The organism is Stenotrophomonas sp. NPDC077420 (assembly GCF_044543385.1).
GTDB lineage: Bacteria > Pseudomonadota > Gammaproteobacteria > Xanthomonadales > Xanthomonadaceae > Stenotrophomonas.
Map to the genome: position 1 here is coordinate 286,962 of NZ_JBITVZ010000003.1, position 20,413 is coordinate 307,374.

Below are 20,413 nucleotides of genomic sequence, written 5' to 3' on the forward strand. Positions count from 1 at the left end.
GGGAGCGCTGAGTGTCCGGCATTGGCGGGCCCGCTACCTCAGTAGTTGTACGCACCCGGTACAAGTACTTTCCGCGCGACCGCACGCCGCTGCGAATCTGCCCGATCGCCCGGAAGCAGTAGTTTTACCGATGCGTTTGGACACGTGCGCAGGTGTGATGTCTCCACTGTTCATGCAATACGGGAGACCCCATGGCTGGCGCGAACACGGCGAGCGCATTGCTCCCACGCACGCATGCGATGGCGCTGGAACCCCGGCTGATGTTCGATGGCGCGGCGGCGGCCTCAACCGACCCGCACCACCCCGCCGCCGACGCACCGCACCGGGAAGCCACCCAGGCCACCCGCGCCGAGGCGGTCATGCGCGCGGCCGCTGAATCCGCTGCGACAGCCCCTGCCCCGGCGTCCGCCCCGCCCCGCGATCTGCTGGTGATCGACAGCCGCCTGGCCGGGGCCGAGCTGCTGGCCGCCAACGCCAACCCCGGTGTGCAGGTGCTGATGATCCGTCCCGGTGAGGACGGCCTGCAGGCCATCACCCAGGCCCTGCAGCACGCCGGTGGCGTGGACAGCATCCAGATCCTCACCCACGGTGCGCCGGGCAGCTTCCAGCTGGGCAGCCGCACGGTCAGCGCGGACGATGCGTCGGTAGCCGCCAGCGTGGGGCAGTGGAAAGGCGCGCTGAGCGCCGATGCCGACATCCTGCTCTACGGCTGCCGGATCGGCGAAGGCGTCGAGGGCCAACGGCTGGTGCAGAACCTGGCCGCCTGGACCGATGCGGACGTGGCGGCGTCCGATGATGATACCGGGGCTGCCGCCGCCGGCGGCGACTGGGTGCTGGAAACCCGGGCGGGCAGCATCGAGCACGGCCTGGCCCTCGATGCCGGCATCCTGGCCGGCTACAGTGCCCTGCTTGCCGATGCGACGCCTACGGTGCAGCTGGGCGGTGGTGGCGATGTGCTGATCGGCGACACGTTCACGTTCACCGCCACGTTCACCAATCCCTCCAGCCAGGAGGGCTACGCGCCGTACATCGACCTGTTCATGCCGGCCACGGGCAAGGACGGGGACGATGGCGCCAGTTTCGTGTCGGCCACGTATCTGGGCCAGGCCGTCACCTCGTTCGTGCTGACCTTCGATGCCGCGGGCACTGCCGTGCACCCGCTGCAGCGCGATACCAACGGCCAGCCGGTCACGATCAACGCCGCGGCGTTCGGCCTGCGCGCTGGCGACCAGCTGGTGGTGCTGGAGCTGCCGTATGCATCGGTAGGCGCGGACCAACCGGCGATCGCGCTGCAGATCACCGCGCGCATGAGCAACCTGGCCGACACGGCCGCCAGCAACGGTTCGCCCGACCTCGGCATCGTGGCGCGCGGGGGTTTCCAGTACGGCAATGACTCGCTCAACAATCCACTGGCCGACCCCACCCTGGTGCAGGCCGGCACCAGCGCGATCCAGGTACATCCCACCGTGATCACGCTGAGCCAGAGTGTGAATGCGCCCGAAGGCAAGACCGCGACCGGCGAGAACTACAGCCGCCAGCTCACCGTCACCGCCACGCCGGCACCGGGCCAGACGCTTACCGGCGTCGTGCTGGAACAGGACCTGCCAGCGGACATCAAGGTCACCGCGATCACGCCGCCGGCGGGCGGTGAAGTCACCGGACTGGTTCTGGCCGATGGCAGGGTGGTGACCGGCGCGTCCGAGATCCGCATCCTGCTCGCCGCCGGCGCCTACGTGGCCCACTACACCGTGGAAGTGCCCACCCTCGCCGGCCCGGCCAGCGTGGTGGTGGAGTTCCATGTGCCGCAGCCGGACGCCACGGGCGCGCCGATCCTCGACCCCAACAGCGGTGCACCGGTGCAGATCGATATCGCCGCGCCCACCGCCGGTGCCGAGTGGGTGCCGCTGGATCCGCGCGATGCCGGCCCGGCCGGGGCGATCGACCTGACCGGCACCGGCCAGCCGGTCAGCTTCCTGGCCGAATCGATCGCCCTGTACAAGCAGGCGCAGTACAGCTCGGACGTCGGATTTCCCGGCCCGACCCCGGGCGATGCCTTCACCTACACCCTGACGCTCAACCTGTCGGACTACTACCTGTTCGGCATCAGCCAGCTGGGCCAGGGCAACTTCGTCATCTACGACGCGGTGGGCGACGGTCAGGCCCTGGTCGGCAGCCCGACCATGCGGGTGTCGCTGAACGGGGTGGACTACACCATCGCACTGGTGACGCTGACCACCAACAACCCCGACGGCTCCACCTCGGTGGTGTTCGACGTCGGCCTGTCGCTGCGCAACCTGTTCGGCAATCCCGGGCAGCTGGCCGGCGACATCGCCGACGACGGGGTGCTGCAGGGCGCCACGGTGGTGCTGATCAGCTACACCACCATCATCGCCCAGGCCTACACCACGCCTTACCCGCAAAGCGAAATCAACGAGGGCGATCCGGTTGGCAACGACGCCAGCGTGGAAGCCAGTGTGCTGGCCGACCGCATCAATACCACCGGTTTCGTGGTCACCGACGGCGACAGCATCACCGGCACGGTGCCGGTCAGCCGGGTGGACATGGCGGTGATCGGGGTCAATGGCGGCGCGGTGCCGCCCAACGGCGAGCTGCGCCCGGGCGACACGGTCACCTTCCGGTTGGGCTACGACCTGGTCACCGGCGACTACGAGAACATGGTGCTGACCGGCTACCTGCCACTGCCCCTGTTCAACGTGTCCGGCATCGCCTGGACCCAGGGTGGTGCCAGCGGCCAATGGGACTTCGGTGGCGGCAACACCAATACCGACCCCAGCGTGACCGTGCGCAGCGGGCCGGGCAATGCGGTGATCTTCGATTTCGGCAACTGGCAGGTGAACCAGACCGCAGGGGGCAGCCGCATCGAGGTGGTGTTCACGCTGACGGTGGGCGATCAGCCGTTCGCCGACCTGCGCCAGCTGACCATCCTGGGAACCAGCGACCAGACCACCACCATCGACCAGACCCACCTGCAGTCGGCGGCCGCGGCCACCATCCAGTCCATCGCAGAGCCGTCGCTGCTGATGTACCACGGCGTGGTGTCCAGCACCCATGGGACCGTCACCGGCACGCTGGGCAGCTGGAATGCGCCCGGCACCGGCGGTGCACCGTTCAGTGGCAGCCTCACCGACGCGCTGGCGGTGAACGGCAACATCAGCGGCATCGACGGCGGCGACCGCCTGCGCCTGGCCACCGCGCTGGAAAACCTGGGCGGTGGCAGCGCGTATGACGTGACCACCGACATCGCGCTGCCGGCCGGCGTGCAGTTCGTCGGCGGCAGCCTCGCCAGCGCCAACCTGCTGGTCTACCGCGGTGATGGCACGCAGCTGATCCAGGGCGTGGATTTCACCGTCGTAGGCAACCGCATCGAGTTCATCGACAGCACCGCCAGCGGCGCGCTGATGGCCGGGCGCGCGGGCTCGGCGAACGACCTGAGCGGCGCGAACGTGGTGGTCATCACCTACGAGGTGACCGTGGTGGACGCCATTGCCGCGTCGGCCACGATGCAGAGCGCGGCCACGCTTACCCGCTACGCCAGCGTGGAAGGCGGCAGCAACTTCACCCAGGGCGACACCGAACGTGCCCTGCAGCAGGTGGCGGCGCCTGCGGTGAGCGTGGTGTACGCCGGCGGTTCGCTGGACAACGGCGATTCCACCGCCGCCCATACCCAGGGCAATGCACTGGCCATCGGCGAAGGCATGCTCTACGACATCGTGGTCACCCTGCCCGAGGGCAGCACGCAGCTGCTGCGCATCCAGGACCTGGTGCCGGATGGCCTGCGCCTGGACCTGTCGTTCGGCGGCGGCACCGGCTATGAGCTGATCACCCTGGTCGGTGGCAGCGGGGCATTGTCGGCCGATTTCAACGGGACCGTGCTGATCGCCTCGGTGGCCGGCGTGGGCGGCATTGTCGGCCAGAACGGCGTGGACGGGCAGATGGTGTTCAGCCGTGCCGATGCGGGCGCCGACAACGTGGTGGGCAACAACAGTTTCGTGATCCGGGTGCGGCTGGTGGCCGACAACAACAGCGGCAACCAGGACGGCCGCACCCTGGCCAATTCGGCGCAGCTGACCTACAGCGATCCCGACGGCGACACGCCGAACGGTGCGGTGGCGCTGGAGCGCACGGTGAACCGCACGGGCGGTACGCCCAGCGTGGTGATCCGTGAACCGACCCTGGTGATCACCCAGGTCACCGATGCGCTGCCGCCGCTCGGCGTGGATGAAGCGGTACCGGTGACCTTCCAGATCACCCTGCGCAATACCGGCAGCAGCAGCGATTACAACGCATTCGACATCCGCTTCGTCGACCAGCTGCCGTCCCAGATGGACGGCTACACGCTGCTGGGGGTGACGTTCACCGGCGGCGCCAGCGCCAGCAGCGCGACGCCGTTCATCATCGAGAACGGCGTGCTGCGCGTGGCCGACGGGGTCAAGATCGACGTACCCGCCGGCGCCAGCATCGTCATCCGGGTCAACGGCACGGTCAATGACACCGCCGCCGGGCTGCCGAACTTCCCCAACACCGCGGTCGTGAGCTGGACCAGTCTCGACGGCACCAATGCCGGCGAGCGCACCGGGGTGGATGGCCTGCTCGACAGCGGCGTGCTCAACGATTACAGCGCGGCCAGCACGCTCTACGTGCCGGTGCTGCGCGGTGTCTACGTGTCCCGCGTGGGCGGCCTGCCCGACACTGCCCCGGCCAACCCGACCAACGACGACACCGAAAGCGTGGCCATTGGCGAGGTGGTGCGTTACCGCGCGGTGGGCGCGTTCGCGCAGGGCGTGACCGGCGAGTTCGAGCTGCGCGTCACCCTGCCCAACGGGCTGGGCTTCATCAACGATGGCACCGTGCGGATCGGGCTGATCTCCGACGGCGGCCTCACCAGCAGCCTCAACCTCGTCACCGGCGGCGCGCTGTACATCAGTGGCGATGAGAACAGCGACCAGGCGCAACCGCTGGCGGTGGACCTGTCCGGCGCGCCGCTCACCGGCGTGTTCGACCTGCAGCACCTGCAGGTCCTCACCGATGCCAACGGCAACACGGTCCTGGTGTTCCGCCTGGGTACCATCACCAACAACGACGCGGACGCGGACTTCGAACTGTACGCGGTGGAGTTCAGTGCGCGCGTGCTCAACCAGGCCTCCAATACGGCCAGTACGCGGCTGGGGGTCAGTGCCGACGAATATTCCACCGGTACCTATCTCACCAGCAGCCAGACCGTCTACGAGCAGATCGTCGAACCCGCCTTCAGCACGCTCGACAAGCGCGTCTATGACTTCAATCCGGTCTACAGCGCGACCACCGGTCGTGCCTCGGTGGATATCGGCTTCCTGCAGAGCGGCGGGCAGCCGGCGTTCAACGTGGTGCTCACCGACGCCTTCCCCGGTGGCAGCGCCTACACCTTCACCACCCTGACCATCGGCGGGACGACTTACACCGCCGGCAACCTGCCGCCCGGGGTCAGCGTGGACACCAGCAACGGTATCCGCGTGCAGTTCGACCAGCTCGATCCCGGCGTGCGCGTGTCGGTGCGCTACGACGTGACCGTGCCGAACCAGGCCGCCATCGCCAACAGCAACGCCACCCTGACCTGGACCAGCCTGCCGGACGACTTCACCGGCTGGGGTGGGTCCAGCGTGGGCGCGGCCGGGACCTCCAGCGGCGAGCGCACCGGCACGGGCGGTTCGCCGAACGTGTACATCCTGCAGGAAGGCGCCGGGCTGGGCGTGATCAGCGGGACGCTGTGGGACGACACCCTGTCGGCCACCGCCAGCCCCACCCCGGACGGGACCGGATTGGCCGGGCAGACCGTCACCCTGACCTGGGCCGGGCTGGACAACGACCTGGCCACCACCGCCGACAACCGCATCTTCACCGTGGTCACCGATGCCAACGGCCAGTACCGGTTCGGCACCCTGCCCTCCGGCGTGTTCCGTATCGATGCGCCCGCGGGCCCGCTCACCTACCCGCAGCCGCTGGGCGAACTGCGCATCCGCATCGACAGCGACGGTGGCGTGCTGGGACCGGTCGGGATCAGCCTGGGCGAAGGCAGCACCGGCCAGGCCAACGCCGGCTACGTACACCAGAACGTGGCACCCATCAATCAGGTCCCGGGCACCCAGGCCGGGCTCGAAGACGTGCCGCTGGCGATCGGCGGCATCGCGGTAAGCGACATCGACGCCGGTACGCGCGCGCTGGACGTGTTGCTGACCGTCAGCCACGGCACCCTGTCGCTGAGCGGCACGCCGGCCAATGTCACGGTGACCGGCAGCGGCACCGGCAGCCTGCGCCTGAGCGGCAGCATCGCCGACCTCAACGCGGCGCTGGCGCTGCTGCAGTACCTGGGCAACCAGGATTACAACGGCGCCGACACGCTCACCGTGACCACCAGCGACCAGGGCAATTTCGGCGACGCCGACGGCAACGGCACGCCGGGCCAGCCCAGCGATGCGCTCACGGCCATCGACACGGTGGCCATCGTGCTTGATCCGGTCAACGACGCGCCGATCGGGGTGGACGACGTGGCCATCGCGGTGGAGGCCGGCGGCGACAACAACAACCAGCCTGGCACCAACCCGGCCGGTGACATGCTGGCCAATGACATCGACGTGGACATTGCCACCAACGGCGACATTCTCACCGTTACCCAGCTGCGTGCGCTGGACAGCGGCACTGTCGCCACGCCGCTGCCGCAGAACCAGCGCACCGCGCTGGTGGGGCGCTACGGCACCTTGTACTTCCATGCCGACGGTGCCTTCGAATACATTCTCGACAACCGCAATCCCGACGTGGAAGCGCTGCGCCTGAACACCCAGCAGCTGTTCGACACGTTCACCTACGATGCGGTGGACACCGGTGGCGCGGCCACCTCGGCGATCCTGTCGATCGTGATCCATGGCGCCAACGACGCGCCGGTGGGCGTCAACGATCGCGGCGATGCCATCGAGCGCGGCGGCGTCGCCAATGCCAGCGGCGGTGCGGACGCCACCGGCGACGTGCTCGCCAACGACACCGACGTGGATGCGGTGGCCAACGGCGAAACCCGCCGCGTGGGCTATGCCCGGCCCGGGGTGGAGACGGCCAGCGGCGCGTTCCAGACCGTGCCCGCAGGCACCACGTCCAGCAACGGCACGGTGATCATCGGCCTGTACGGCACGCTGACGCTCGGGGCCGACGGCAGCTACCGGTATGTGGTGGACGACAGCAACATCACGGTACAGGCATTGATGGCCGGCGATGAACTGATCGATTCGTTCACCTATGGCGTCGGCGATGCCGCCGGCCTGTTCGATCTTGCCCGCCTGGACATCCATGTTGCCGGCGCCAACGACAACCCGGTGGCCAGCGACGACGTGGCCGACGCCCAGGCCGGCTCGACCGACGACGACACCCTGGAAAGCAATCCCAGTGGCAACCTGATCGTGGATATCAGCCGTCCCGGCGATCCGCTCGACGACGGCCACGATTACGACGTGGACCGCGCCGACCAGCCCAACACCGTGCTGCGGGTCACCGGGGCCGCTGCGGGCGCCGACCAGACCGGTGCGCTCGGCGCGCTCGACACCACGCTCGTGGGCCTGTACGGCACCTTGCTGGTGCGCGCCGACGGCAGCTATCTGTACAACGTGGACAGCAGCAATGCGGCAGTGGTGGCATTGTCCGCCGGACAGACCCTGGCCGATGTGTTCACCTACGAGATCGTCGACAGCACCGGGCTGACCGCGCGTGCGAACCTGACGGTGACCGTGTACGGCGCTGAAGATCCGCCGGTGGCACAGAACGTCGTCGATGTCGCGCGGGAGGCCGGCGGCGCAGGCAACGCCACGCCCGGCGAGAATCCCACCGGCGATGCGCTGCGCAACAGCTTCGACCCGGACGGCGACCCGATCGAGGTGGTCGAGATCCGCACCGGCGCCGATACCGCCGGGGGCACGGTGGGCGCGATCGGCGTGCGGCTTCGCGGTGAGTACGGCTGGCTGACCCTGCAGGCCAATGGCGACTACCTGTACGAAGTGGACAATGACGACGCGCGGGTGGAAGCCCTGCGCACGCCGGCGCAGAACCTGCAGGACGTGTTCACCTTCACCCTCGGCGACGGCACCAGCCGCTTCGACTCGGCGCAGATCCGGATCATCATCCTCGGCCAGAACGACGACCCCGTCGCCGTGGCCGATGTCGCCGATGCCGTGGAAGCCGGTGGTGTCGCCAATGCAACCGCCGGCCTGGACCCGGCCGGCAATGTGCTGGACAACGACACCGACGTGGACGCCAACGACCTGCACCTGGTCGACACCGTCACCAACAGCAGCGGCGTCGGCGGCACCGTGGGCACGCCGCTGCAGGGCCTGTACGGCAGCCTGCTGCTGGGCGCCGACGGCCAGTACGTGTACCGGGTGGACAACAGCCTGGCAGCCGTGCAGGCGCTGCGCACCTATGCCGATACCCTGACCGAGGTTTACACCTACGAGGTCACCGACCGCACCGGCGGTCGCTCCACCGCCACCCTCACCATCACCCTCCACGGTCAGAATGACGCCCCGGTACTGGTCGCCGACAGTGCCGATGCGCTCGAGGCCGGCGGCGTGGCCAATGGCACGCCCGGTGTGGACCCGGGCGGTAACGTGCTGGGCAACGATGCCGACGTGGATGCCGGCGACAGCCTGGTCGTGCGCAGCTACCAGTTCGGCGCCAGCACCGCGCTCAGCGGACAGGCCCTGGCCGGCCGCTACGGGAGCCTGACCCTCAACGCCGATGGCAGCTACAGCTACGTGGTCGACAACGCCAACGCGGCGGTGCAGGCGTTGCGCACCAGCGCCGACGCGCTGATGGAGGTGTTCACCTACCTCGCCGCGGATCTCACCGGGGCGACCCAGGCCACCACGCTCACCATCACCGTGCGCGGCGCCAATGATGCCCCGGTGGCGACCAACGACATCGACGTGGCCGTCGAGAAAGGGGGGGTGGGCAACGCCGACCCGGGCGTGTCGGCCAGCGGCAACCTGCTGGGCAACGACCGCGACGTGGATGCCAACGACAGCCTGGCGGTGGCGGGTATCCGTACCGGCAGCGAAGCCGCCGGCGGCGCGCTGACCGCGGTGGCCGGTGCGACCGTGGTGCGCGGCACCTACGGCGACCTCACCCTGAATCCGGACGGCAGCTACCGGTACGTCCTGCGCGATGATGATGCGAACGTGCAGGCCCTGCTGCCGGGCGAGATCGTCACCGACATCTTCACCTACCAGGCCCGCGACGCGGCCGGGGCGGTGGACCTGGCCCAGCTCTCCATCCTGGTGGTCGGCGCCGACGATGTCCCGGTGGCCGGCAACCGCATCGAAGTCGCCGTCGAAGCCGGTGGCGTGGCCAACGCGGTCCCCGGCCTGGACCCCAGCGGGACGCTGCTGGACAACGTGGCCGACGTCGATGACGGCGTGGCGGCGCTGCAGTTCACCGCGGTCAGCAACGGCATCGCCGACGGCACCATCGGCCAACGCCTGCAGGGTCAATACGGCGAGCTGCTGCTCAACGCCGATGGCACGTTCCAGTATTTCGTCGACAACGACAACCCGGCGGTGCAGGCCCTGCGCGGCAGCGGCGACCGCCTGTTCGACGGCTTCACGTACACCGTGACCGACCCGCACGGGGCCAGCGCATCGGCGGTGCTGCTGATCACCCTGCACGGCCAGAACGACACCCCGGTCGCCCGCGACGACATCGCCGACGCCTTCGAGGCCGGGGGCGACGACAACCGCACGCCCGGTGTGAATCCCACCGGCAACGTGCTGCTCAACGACAGCGATGTGGACGGCGCAGGCTACGGCGAAACCGCACGGGTGGTGGCGGTGCGTACCGGCGCCGAGGCCGGCAGCGGCAGCGCCGGCGCGCTCGGCGTGGAACTGCGTGGGCGCTACGGCTGGCTCACCCTCGACGCCGACGGCAGCGCCCGCTACCGCCTGGACAACGCGATGGCCGAGGTCCAGGCGCTGCGGGGTCCCGGCGACACGCTGGAGGACGTGTTCACCTACACCCTCTCCGATACCGATGGTGCCACTGACCAGGCCAGCATCACCGTGGTCATCCATGGCGCCAACGATGCGCCGGTCGCGCGCGACGATGCCGCCCAGGCGGTGGAGGCCGGCGGCGTTGGCAACACCACGCCCGGGGTCGACCCGACCGGCAACGTGCTCGACAACGATACCGACGTGGACGGCCCGGCCTATGGCGAGCAGTTGCACGTGGTGTCCTACCGCAGCGGCGCGACCGTCAGCCTGGCCGGCAATGTGCTGGCCGGCCGCTACGGCCAGCTGGTGATCAATGCCGACGGCAGCTTCCGCTACGAGGTGGACAACCGCAATCCGCTGGTGGAAGCCCTGCGTGGGGCCGGCGACCAGCTCAGCGAACAGTTCGTCTACCAGATCCGCGATAGCGCCGGGGTGCTGCGCTCGGCCACGCTGGTGGTGACGGTGGTGGGCCAGAACGATGCGCCGGTGGCCGTGGACGACGCGCTGGACGCAGTCGAGGCTGGCGGCGACGGCAACCAGCTGCCGGGGGTGGACCCCTCCGGCAACGTGTTCGCCAACGATATCGAGGTGGACGGCAGCGCCTATGGCGAAACCGCCACGGTCACCGCGATCCGTACGGGTGCCGAAGCCGAAACCGGTACCGCGGGCACGGTCGGCAGCGAGCTGCGCGGCCGCTACGGCTGGCTGACCATCGACGCAGCCGGCAATGCACACTATCGCCTGGACAATGCCATGGCCGACGTGCAGGCGCTGCGCGCGGGCGGCGACACCCTTACCGACGTGTTCACCTATACCCACGCCGACCGCGATGGCGCCGTGGACCTGGCCACGATCACCGTGCTGATCCATGGCAGCAACGACGCACCGGTCGCAGTGGACGACACCGCCGTGGCGGTGGAAGCCGGTGGCGTGGCCAACACCACGCCCGGGCTGGATCCCACCGGCAACGTGCTGGACAACGACAGCGATGTCGACGGCAGCGGCTACGGCGAGGCGCTGCAGGTGGTGTCCTACCAGGGCGCGGGCGGCAGCGTTGGCGCCGGTGCCCTGCTGGCCGGGCAATACGGGCAGCTGCTGATCAACGCCGACGGCAGCTACCGCTACGTGGTCGACAACGGCAATCCGGTCGTCGAAGCGCTGCGCGTGCGGGGCGATCAGCTCAGCGAGCGCTTTACCTACCAGGTGCGGGACGCCAGCGGCGCAGTGCGCAGTGCGACCCTCACCGTGACCGTGCAGGGCGCCAACGACAACCCGGTGGCCCGCGACGACAGCGGCGTGGCCAGCGACCAGACGCCGGCGCCACAGGTCACGGGCAACGTACTGCCCAACGACGGCGACATCGATGCCGGCGACGCCCGCAGCGTGGTCGCCGTGCGCCCGGGGCCGCTTGCCGCCGGCGGCAGCGACAGCGCCGCCGGCGATCGCGTGGCGGGCCGCTACGGCTGGCTGGTCCTGCTGCCCGACGGCAGCTATCGCTACGACATCGACCTGCAGAATCCGGAGGTGCTGGCCGCCGCCGGTTTCGGGCCGATCCTCCGCGATGTGTTCACCTACACCATCGCCGACCGGGAAGGCGCTACCGCGCAGGCGCAGCTGACCCTCACCCTGGAGATCGGCGCCCCCTACATTCCGGTCGGCGGCAACCCGCAGTACTTCGAACGTTACGACGAGGCACAGCACAGCGCGGCCCGCCTGCCCGACGTGCAACCGGCGGTGTTTGTCGGCCCCACCGTGGAGCGGCTCGCCACCGAGCGCGCAGTGGCGTCGTCCGGTTTCGGCCCTGCGCCGCTCGGCAACCGCTACCGCACCGTGACCAGCATCGGTGCTGGACTCGGCGAGGTCAGCGGTCAGTTCGTTGCACGGGCGGTGGCCCAGAGCCGGGATGCCAGTGCGCTGGAGCTGGCCCGCTTCGAACAGCGTCCGCAGCGTGTCGATCTCAGCGCCGACGGCCTGCTGCCTGCCCCGGGCCTGGAGGCGACCACGCCGGCCGGGCTGCTGCGCGGCCAGTTCGCCGAACCGCGCCCGACCCCCACCCGCTCCGCGGAAGGCTTCTCGCGCCAGCTGCGCCAGGCCGCCGACGCACAGCGCCTTCCCGTGAATTGACGAGTTGCTTATGACCAGCCGCCGCTTCGCGATCCGTCCCCACGCCGTGCTCTGGTCCTGCGCGGCTACCTTGTTGCTGGGCGCCTGCTCCACGCAGAAGGCACGGCCCTACACCGAGGACCAGCTGCGCGAGCGCGTGGTGCAGGACCAGCAGCGCATGTACGCCGACCAGGAACCGGTCACCGCGCCGATCACCTTTTACGACGCCGCGGCGCGGGCGCTCAAGTACAACCTGGATTATCGGCTGAAGCTCATGGAAAGCGCGCTGGCCGCCGACCTGCGCGATGTCTCCAGTCACGAAATGCTGCCGCGGCTGGTGGCGTCGGCCGGCATCGTCGGCCGCAACAACGATTCCGGTGGCACCTCGATCGGTATCGAGGACCGGCAGCAGAGCCTGCGCCCGTCCACCTCCGAGGAACGCTACCGCGACCTCAACAGCCTGGGGCTGAGCTGGAGCCTGCTCGATTTCGGCGTGGCCTACTACCGCAACCAGCAGAAAGTGGACCAGGTGATGATGGCCGAAGAGCGTCGCCGCAAGGTGGCGCAGAACGTGCTGCAGGATGTGCGCAATGCCTATTGGCGCGCGCTTGCGGCACAGCGGCTGATGCCCGAGGTGGACGGCCTGCTCGCCCGCACCAACCGGGCACTGGAGTCGGCGCGCCAGGCCGAACGCGATGGGGTGGCCGGACGCCAGGAAATCCTGGCCTACCAGCGCGCCCTGATCGATTCGGTGTACATGCTCACCGTGCGCCGCCAGGACCTGGAATTCGCCCAGGCCGAGCTGGCGGCGTTGATGTCGCTGCCACCGCGTTCGCGGATGCAGCTGGCCGACCTGCCCGAGCCGGCCCTGCCGGCCGAGGTGGCCGCCGTCGACCGGCTGGAGCAGATCGCGCTGCACCAGCGCCCGGAGATCATGGAAGAGTGGTACCGCAAGCGGGTCGACATGAACCACCTCCGCATCGCCAAGAGCCAGTTGTGGCCGAACATCAGCGTCAGTGCGGGCTACCAGTACGATTCGAACACGTACCTGTACAACAATCACTGGAGCGACACCGGCCTGCAGGTGTCGATCAACCTGCTGCGGCTGCTGCAGCTGCCGGCACTGAACCGGGCGCAGGAATCACAATCGGCCGCGGACGATTACCGCCGCATCGCGCTGTCGATGGCGGTGCTGACCCAGGTGCGGGTGGGGGTGCTGCGCTACGACCTGGCCCGGCAGGAGGTGCGCTTCGCCGACGAGAGCCTGCGCGTGGACAAGAGCCTGCTCGACTACGCCACTGCTGCACGCGGCACCGCGCTTGGCTCGGAACTGGAAGTGATCCGCGCCGAGAGCCGCTACCTGCTGTCGCGCTACCAGCGCGAAGCGGCCTATTCCAGTGCGCAGGCGGCCTGGGGCCGCCTGTACAACTCGGTGGGCCTGGACGTGTATCCGGCGCAGCTGCAGTCGCACGACGTCAAGACCCTGGCCGCGGAGATCGAACGCACGATGCGCAGCAACGAAACCGCCGGGCTGGCCCCGGCCGACATCACCGGCGGCCTGGAATGAAGCCGTCGATATCGCTCCCCTGCCTGCTGTGCGCGCTGCTGATCGCACCGCTGGCGACCGCCCAGGCGCCCGCGCCCGTGCGCAAGCCGCAGAGTGCCTACAGCGACCCCAATGCCATCCGCGTATTGCTCAGCGCGGAAAATGAAACCACGTTGTCGGTGAAGACCAATGGCACGCTGGGCGCGCTCAAGGCACGGCTGGGGCAGAAGGTCGCCAAGGGCGACACGCTGGTGGCGCTGGACTGCAGCGAAGCCACTGCCCGTGCCCAGGTAGCCGAGGCCGAACTGGCCATGGCGCGGCAGAACCTGGCGGCCAAGCAGAGCATGCGCAAGCTGGACGCGGTGGGCGACATTGAAGTGGCCAGCGCCCGCACCGAAGTGCAGAAGGCCACGGGCGCGCGCACCCTGGCCAACACCCAGTCCGGCTATTGCCGGGTGCGGGCACCGTTCGCCGGGCGCGTGGCCAAGGTATACGTGCGTCCCTACCAGACCGTGGCTGCCGGCACCCCGGTGTTCGACCTGGTCGGCGACGGACCCCTGCGGCTGCGCTTGAACGCGCCGTCCAGCCAGATGCGTACCCTGAAGGACGGCATGCCGTTCCAGCTGCAGGTGCTGGAAACCGGCAAGACCTACCCGGCCAAGGTGACCGCGGTGAATGCACGGGTGGATGCGGTCGCCCAGACGGTCGAACTGGAAGGGCGCGTCGATGGCGAGTTCCCGGAGCTGATCGCCGGCATGAGCGGGATCGCGCGATTCGGCAGCGCCAGGTGAACGCGCCGGCATCCGCCCTCACTGCGGTGCCGTGGCTGCTGGCGCTGTCGGCGATGCGCGACCGCGCCCTGGCGGCGGACAGCATCAACGCGCTGGCGTTCTCCATCGCCAACGACCCGCATCCCCTGCTGCGCTACTACCAGGCGCTGGTGTTCGCCGCGCCCGGGGTGCGGCCCAGGCTGCTGGCGGTGTCGGGCCTGGCGATGCCGGAGGAAGCCTCTCCGTACCTGGTCTGGCTGGAGGGCGCCTCGCGCTGGTTGCAGGGGGTGATGGACACACCGGAACCGCGCCTGCTCGAACGCGGCGCGCTGCCGGTACCGGACGACCTGCAGGAAGGCTGGAGCGAATGGTGGCCCGATGCGGTGTGGTGCGTGCCGCTGCACGGGCGCGAGGGGCAACGTCTCGGGTTGGCCGTGTTCCTGTTCGAGCAGCCGCCCGAAACCGCACTGTTGGCCCAGCTGCAACCGGTGGTGCAGACCTGGGCGTACTGCTGGCAGGCACTGGCGCCGCCGCCGCGCCGCCGCCGCTGGCTACCCTCGCGGCGCCAGCGCTGGATCGCAGGCGCTGCCGTTGTCGCGGTGATGCTGTTGCCGGTGCGGCAGACCGCCCTGGCCCCTGCCGAGATCGTCTCGCGCAATGGCCAGGTGGTGAGTGCACCGTTGGATGGGGTGATCGCCGAACTGCAGGTGCGCCCGAACCAGCGGGTGCGCCGCGATCAGCCGCTGTTGCGACTGGACGAAACCACCCTGCGCAACCGCGCCGAAGTGCTGCGCCAGCAGGTAGCGGTAGCCGATGCCGAGCTGATGGCCGCCAGCCAGAGCGCATTCGACAACCCGCAGAGCCGCTCCGAGCTGCTGCTGCTCACGGGCCGCTCCCAGCAGCAACGCGCCGAGCTGGCGGCAGTGGAGGCGCAGCTGCAGCGCACCGAAGTGCGTGCGCCGCGCGACGGGGTGGCGGTGTTCGCCGACCCGAACGAATGGATCGGGCGACCGGTCAATACCGGCGAGCGCATCCTGCTGCTGGCCGACCCGCAGCGCCCGGCGATGCAGATCGAGCTGCCGGCGGCGGACGCCATCGCCCTTGAAACCGGGGCGAAGGTCACCCTGTACCTGTCCGCCTATCCGCTGCGGCCGCTGCACGGGCGGGTGCTGGAAACCAGTTACCAGGCCCGACCCAGCGACGACAACGTGGTCTCGTACCGGCTCATCGCCAGCATCGACGATGCGCCGGTGAAGGCGCGGCTTGGGCTGCACGGCACCGCCAAGATCTACGGCGACCGCGTGCTGCTGGGCTACTACCTGCTGCGCCGGCCGATCGCCGCGTTCCGTGGCTGGAGCGGCCTGTGAGCGATGCTATCGCCCCGGCCGACCTGCCGCTGCCAGCCCTGCGGGAAGACCTGCGCCTGCAGCGCCTGCCGTCCGACCGCGCCGGTGAACCGGTGTGGATGATCCATGACACCGTGGTCAACCGCTTCTTCCGGATCGGCTGGCTGGAATTCGAGATCCTCAGCCGCTGGGGCGGTACCGCGCGCGACATCGCCACCCGGCTCGCCGCGCACACCGCGCTGCGTCCCAGCGCCGAGCAGGTGCTGGCCTTCGTGCGCTTCCTGGAGCAGAACCAGCTGGTACGGTTGTCGATCCAGGCGCTGGACACGCTGCGCCAGCAGGGCGAGTCCCGGCGCCGGCTGGACGCACGCTGGCTGCTGCACCACTACCTGTTCTTCCGCATCCCGCTGACCCATCCGCAGCGCTGGCTGCGGACCGCCGCCACCCATCTGGACTGGCTGTTCACGCGCTGGACCGTGGGGGTCATCCTTGCCCTGAGCGCGTTGGGCCTGGTGCTGGTGGGGCAACGCTGGGACGAGTTCTCTGCGGCGGTAAAGGACTCCTTTTCCGCGGAAGGTCTGGTCAGCTTCGCCCTGGCACTGGCCTTCGCCAAACTGCTGCACGAACTGGGCCATGCGCTGGTCGCCACGCGACTGGGGTTGCGCGTGGCGCACATGGGCATCGCCTTCGTGGTGATGTGGCCGATGTTGTACACCGACACCGGCGAAGCCTGGCGGCTGCCGCACGCACGCCAGCGCCTGGCCGTGGCCAGCGCCGGCATCCTGGCCGAACTGGCCCTGGCGGGCATCGCCACGCTGGGCTGGGCATTGGCCGAACCGGGGCCGGTGCGCGACGCGCTGCTGTACCTGGCCACCACCGGCTGGGTGTTGACCCTGGCGCTCAATGCCAGCCCGTTCACCCGCTTCGACGGCTATTTCATCCTGTCCGACCTGCTGGATTTCCCCAACCTGCACGAGCGCTCGTTCGCGCTGGCACGCACCTGGATGCGCCGCCACCTGCTCGGCCTGCCCGAGCCGTGGCCGGAACCCCTGCCCCAGCGGCGGCGGCGTGCGCTGGTAGCGTTCGCGTTCGCTACCTGGCTGTACCGGCTGGTGCTGTTCTTCGGCATCGCGCTGGCGGTGTACCACTTCTTCTTCAAGGCGTTGGGCATCGCCCTGTTCGTGGTGGAGATCGGCTGGTTCATCGTGACCCCGGTGCTGCGCGAGCTGCGCTACTGGTGGCAGCACCGGGCGCAGGTGCCACGGCGCTGGCGGCGGTGGCACCTGCTGGCGGCCGGCGGCCTGGCGCTCCTGCTGCTGGTGCCATGGCGCACCCAGGTGCAGGGCTACGGCATGGCGCGCGCCACCGAGCAGCTGCGGGTGTTCGCGCCCTTCGCCGCCCGCGTACAGCACCTGCATCCGCCGGGACGGGTGGACAAAGGCGCGGTGCTGGCCGAACTCGACCAACCCGACATCGCCGCGCGCCTGGGCGGTACCGAAGCCAGCCTGCAGGCGTTGGAGGGCCAACTGTCGGCGCTGATGGCCGACCCCTCCGGCCTGCAGCAGCAGGCGGCAATGCGCCAGCGCACCGCCGTGCAGCAGGGCGAAGCCAGCGCGGCCCAGGCCGAAAGCGCCCGGCTGCGGTTGGTGGCGCCGTTTGCCGGCATCTGGAGCGATGTCGACCCGTATCGCGGCAAGGGCCAGTGGGTGGGCAACCGCGAGATGCTCGGCATGCTGCACAACCCGACGCGCTGGCGCCTCGATGCCTATGTCAAGCAGGACGATGTCACCCGCATCCGGGTCGGCGACGCCGCCTACTTCCTCACCCCCGGCAGCGCCGGCCGCGTGGCCGGCACGGTCAGCGCGATCTCAGGCACGCGCGCCCGGCAGCTGGACTGGCCGGCGTTGTCCGATCGCTTTGGCGGCGCCATTCCCACCCTCGCCCGCGACGACGCGCTGGTGCCGCGGCTGCCGGTCTTCCATGTGGTGATAGAACTGGAAGGACCGCCGCCGCCCGGGGTGGAGACCTCGGGCAAGGTGCACATCCGCGGTGCGCGCCGGAGCCTGCTGGGTACGGCGGTGCGCTGGATGGCGGCGGTACTGATGCGCGAAAGCGGGTTCTGAAGCGTGCCGGCAGCGGCGCTGGATCAGACTCCCGGCAGATCCCTGTCCCAGTAAGGCGCCTCCCCGATCCGTTGCACCAGCCAATCCAGGAAAGCCCGCACTTTCGGCGCCAGTTCGCGGGCGCTCGGATATACCGCCCACAGTGCCTGCGTGGAGGTCAGCGGGTGGTCGGCAAGCACCGGCACCAGCGCGCCGCTGCGCAGTTCATCCGCTGCACACCAGGTGGCCATCAATGCAATGCCCAGGCCGGCGCATGCGGCGTCACGCACCGCGCCGCCGTCGTTGATCCGCACTGCGGCGGCAACGCGCTTGCTGACGCTGGCGCCGTCCGGCGTGGTGAATGTCCAAAGATCCAGCGTGCCGACCACCAGGCAGGCGTGCTGGTCCAACGCATCCGGCGTCGCGGGAGAGCCGTGCCGCGCAAGGTAGTCGGGAGAAGCCACCAGCACGCGCCGGTCGGGCGCGATCCGTCGGGCCACGAAGGAGGAATCGGCAAGCTCGGTGTAGCGCACCGCGACATCGAACCCGCCTTCGACCAGATCGACCAGGCTGTCGGAGATGCGCAGGTCCGGGCGCACGCCCGGGTAACGCGCCATGAAATCGGGCAGCCCGGGCACGATGTGCATGCGCGCGAACGACGCCGGTGCCGCGATCCGCAGCACCCCGCTCGGCGCGGCCTGCTCACGGTGCAGCGATGCCCTGGCCGCGGCCGCCGCGTCACGCACGTGCTCGGCGTGCGGCAGCAGCGCCAGACCGTCTTCGGTCAACGTCGCCTGCCGCGTCGTGCGGTGCACCAGGCGTGCGCCCAGACTCCTCTCGAATGCGGCCAGCCGCGCACTCGCCGCAGCGGGAGACAACGCCAGGTCGCGTGCGGCCGCGCTGATGCTGCCCAGCCGGGCGATCCGCACAAACAGGTTCAGGTCGTTGAAATCCATTGCGACGTTCGGCCAGATGAACAGTATCAGGCAGCCATGATCCCGCAACGGCGCGCCCGCGTCACCGCCGACGGTGACGCCATCTTCAATCCATGCTTGAAACAGATTCAGCGTAGCGGCGGCTACCGGGTGCGCAGGCGCAACGCCAGCATATGCCCAGCCGACGCAGCCCGCGTCGATCGCCTGAAGGAAGACTGCTGATGAATGGAACAATGAACGCCGTGGTACTGACCCGCTTTGGCGGTTACGACGCCTTCGAAATGCGGCGCGTGGCCGTGCCGCCGGTCGGCGCCCGCCAGGTGCGGGTGCGCGTGCATGCCACCGCCCTCAACCCGCTTGATTACCAGATCCGCCGCGGCGACTATGCCGCGCATGTACCCTTGCCCGCGGTCATCGGCCACGACATTTCCGGCGTCATCGAGGAGTTGGGATCGGAAGTCACCGGGTTCGAGGTGGGCGACGAGGTCTACTACACGCCGCGCATCTTCGGGGCCATGGGCTCGTATGCCGAACAGCACGTGGCTGATGTCGAGCTGATCGGCCGCAAGCCCCGCAACCTGAGCCACCTGGAGGCGGCCAGCCTGACCCTGGCCGGAGGCACGGTCTGGGAGGCCTTCGTGACCCGTGCCCAGCTGGGGATCGGCGAAAGCATCCTCATCCATGGCGGCGCTGGCGGTGTTGGCACGCTGGCCATCCAGGTCGCCAAGGCCACGGGGGCGCGGGTGATCACCACGGCACGCAACGACGACGCGGCGTTCCTGCGCTCGCTCGGCGCCGACGAAGTGATCGACTACACCACTACCGACTACGTGGACGCCGTGGTGGCGCTCACCGACGGCAGCGGCGTCGATGTGGTCTTCGATACCGTCGGCGGTGACACGCTGACCCGCAGCCCGCGGGTACTCGCCGATTTCGGGCGTGTGGTCAGCCTGGTCGACATCTCCACCCCGCAGAACCTGGTGGACGCCTGGGGAAAGAACGCGGCCTACCATTTCGTGTTCACCCGGCAGAACCGCGGCAAGCTCGATGCGCTCACGAGATTGGTGGAGCGCGGGTTGGTCAAGCCGGTCATCGGTGCCGTGCTTCCGCTGGCCCGGATGGGCGAGGCGCATGCGCTCCTGGAGGGCGGCAGCGCACGAGGGCTGCGTGGGAAGGTGGTGATCGACGTCGTGGGTCAGACCGTGTCGGTGCCCGCGTGATGGTGACCGAACTGGCGTTCCTGGCCATCACGCCCTCTTCCAATGCAGCGTTCGAGCAGGCCTTCGCAGGCGCTGCCGGCCTGCTCGATGCTGCGCCCGGTCACTTCGGGCATCGGCTGCTGCGATCGCTGCACCCCGAAGACGCGTATCTGCTGGAGGTCCAGTGGCGTGACCTGGATGCGCATGTCGGGGTATTCGAGCGCAGTGCGGACCACGAGCAGTTCATGGCAGCACTGCAGCCGTTCCTGGTGGGAGAGCCCTTCGTTCTGCATGTCTAGCAGAACGGGAAGATGGTCATCGATGTGCCGGGTCAGTCCAGGAACGTTTCGCGCCGGCCGCGTGGGAAGGACCGCCGCCGCCCGGGTGGAGACC

General features: G+C 69.3%; 8 protein-coding genes. 7 read left to right on the forward strand and 1 reads right to left on the reverse strand.

The window, feature by feature from the left end; all coding sequences use genetic code 11:
• Nucleotides 1-191: 191 nt before the first annotated feature.
• The 5 genes from ACIGII_RS04980 to ACIGII_RS05000 are packed head-to-tail and all read left to right on the forward strand — an operon-like array spanning nucleotide 192 to nucleotide 17,907.
• Nucleotides 192-12,143 (forward strand): VCBS domain-containing protein, encoded by an 11,952-nt coding sequence (locus tag ACIGII_RS04980; protein WP_399657427.1) that lies wholly within the window; start codon nucleotides 192-194, stop codon nucleotides 12,141-12,143.
• Between the two features lie 10 nt (nucleotides 12,144-12,153).
• The gene (locus tag ACIGII_RS04985; protein ID WP_399633820.1) at nucleotides 12,154-13,689 is read left to right on the forward strand and encodes a TolC family protein; all 1,536 of its coding nucleotides are present in this window, start codon (nucleotides 12,154-12,156) and stop codon (nucleotides 13,687-13,689) included.
• Nucleotides 13,686-14,459: an efflux RND transporter periplasmic adaptor subunit gene (locus ACIGII_RS04990; RefSeq protein ID WP_399633818.1), complete on the forward strand. Its 774-nt coding sequence runs from the start codon at nucleotides 13,686-13,688 to the stop codon at nucleotides 14,457-14,459. Before ACIGII_RS04985 ends, ACIGII_RS04990 begins: the two co-directional genes overlap by 4 nt.
• Complete coding sequence (locus ACIGII_RS04995) at nucleotides 14,456-15,805, forward strand: efflux RND transporter periplasmic adaptor subunit (RefSeq protein WP_399633816.1); 1,350 nt, start codon at nucleotides 14,456-14,458, stop codon at nucleotides 15,803-15,805. Before ACIGII_RS04990 ends, ACIGII_RS04995 begins: the two co-directional genes overlap by 4 nt.
• A complete protein-coding gene (locus ACIGII_RS05000) occupies nucleotides 15,802-17,907 on the forward strand; it encodes an HlyD family efflux transporter periplasmic adaptor subunit (RefSeq protein ID WP_399633814.1) in 2,106 nt (701 codons plus the stop codon). Before ACIGII_RS04995 ends, ACIGII_RS05000 begins: the two co-directional genes overlap by 4 nt.
• Before the next feature lie 23 nt (nucleotides 17,908-17,930).
• Here ACIGII_RS05000 and ACIGII_RS05005 read toward each other — a convergent pair whose 3' ends face one another.
• The gene (locus ACIGII_RS05005; RefSeq protein WP_399633813.1) at nucleotides 17,931-18,842 is read right to left on the reverse strand and encodes a LysR family transcriptional regulator; all 912 of its coding nucleotides are present in this window, start codon (nucleotides 18,840-18,842) and stop codon (nucleotides 17,931-17,933) included.
• A 200-nt stretch (nucleotides 18,843-19,042) separates the two neighbouring features.
• On the opposite strand from ACIGII_RS05005, the gene ACIGII_RS05010 reads away from it, so the two are divergent.
• The gene (locus tag ACIGII_RS05010) at nucleotides 19,043-20,041 is read left to right on the forward strand and encodes a zinc-dependent alcohol dehydrogenase family protein (RefSeq protein ID WP_399633811.1); all 999 of its coding nucleotides are present in this window, start codon (nucleotides 19,043-19,045) and stop codon (nucleotides 20,039-20,041) included.
• A complete protein-coding gene (locus ACIGII_RS05015; protein ID WP_399634238.1) occupies nucleotides 20,041-20,319 on the forward strand; it encodes an antibiotic biosynthesis monooxygenase family protein in 279 nt (92 codons plus the stop codon). The genes ACIGII_RS05010 and ACIGII_RS05015 overlap by 1 nt, the downstream gene beginning before the upstream one ends.
• Nucleotides 20,320-20,413 lie beyond the last annotated feature (94 nt).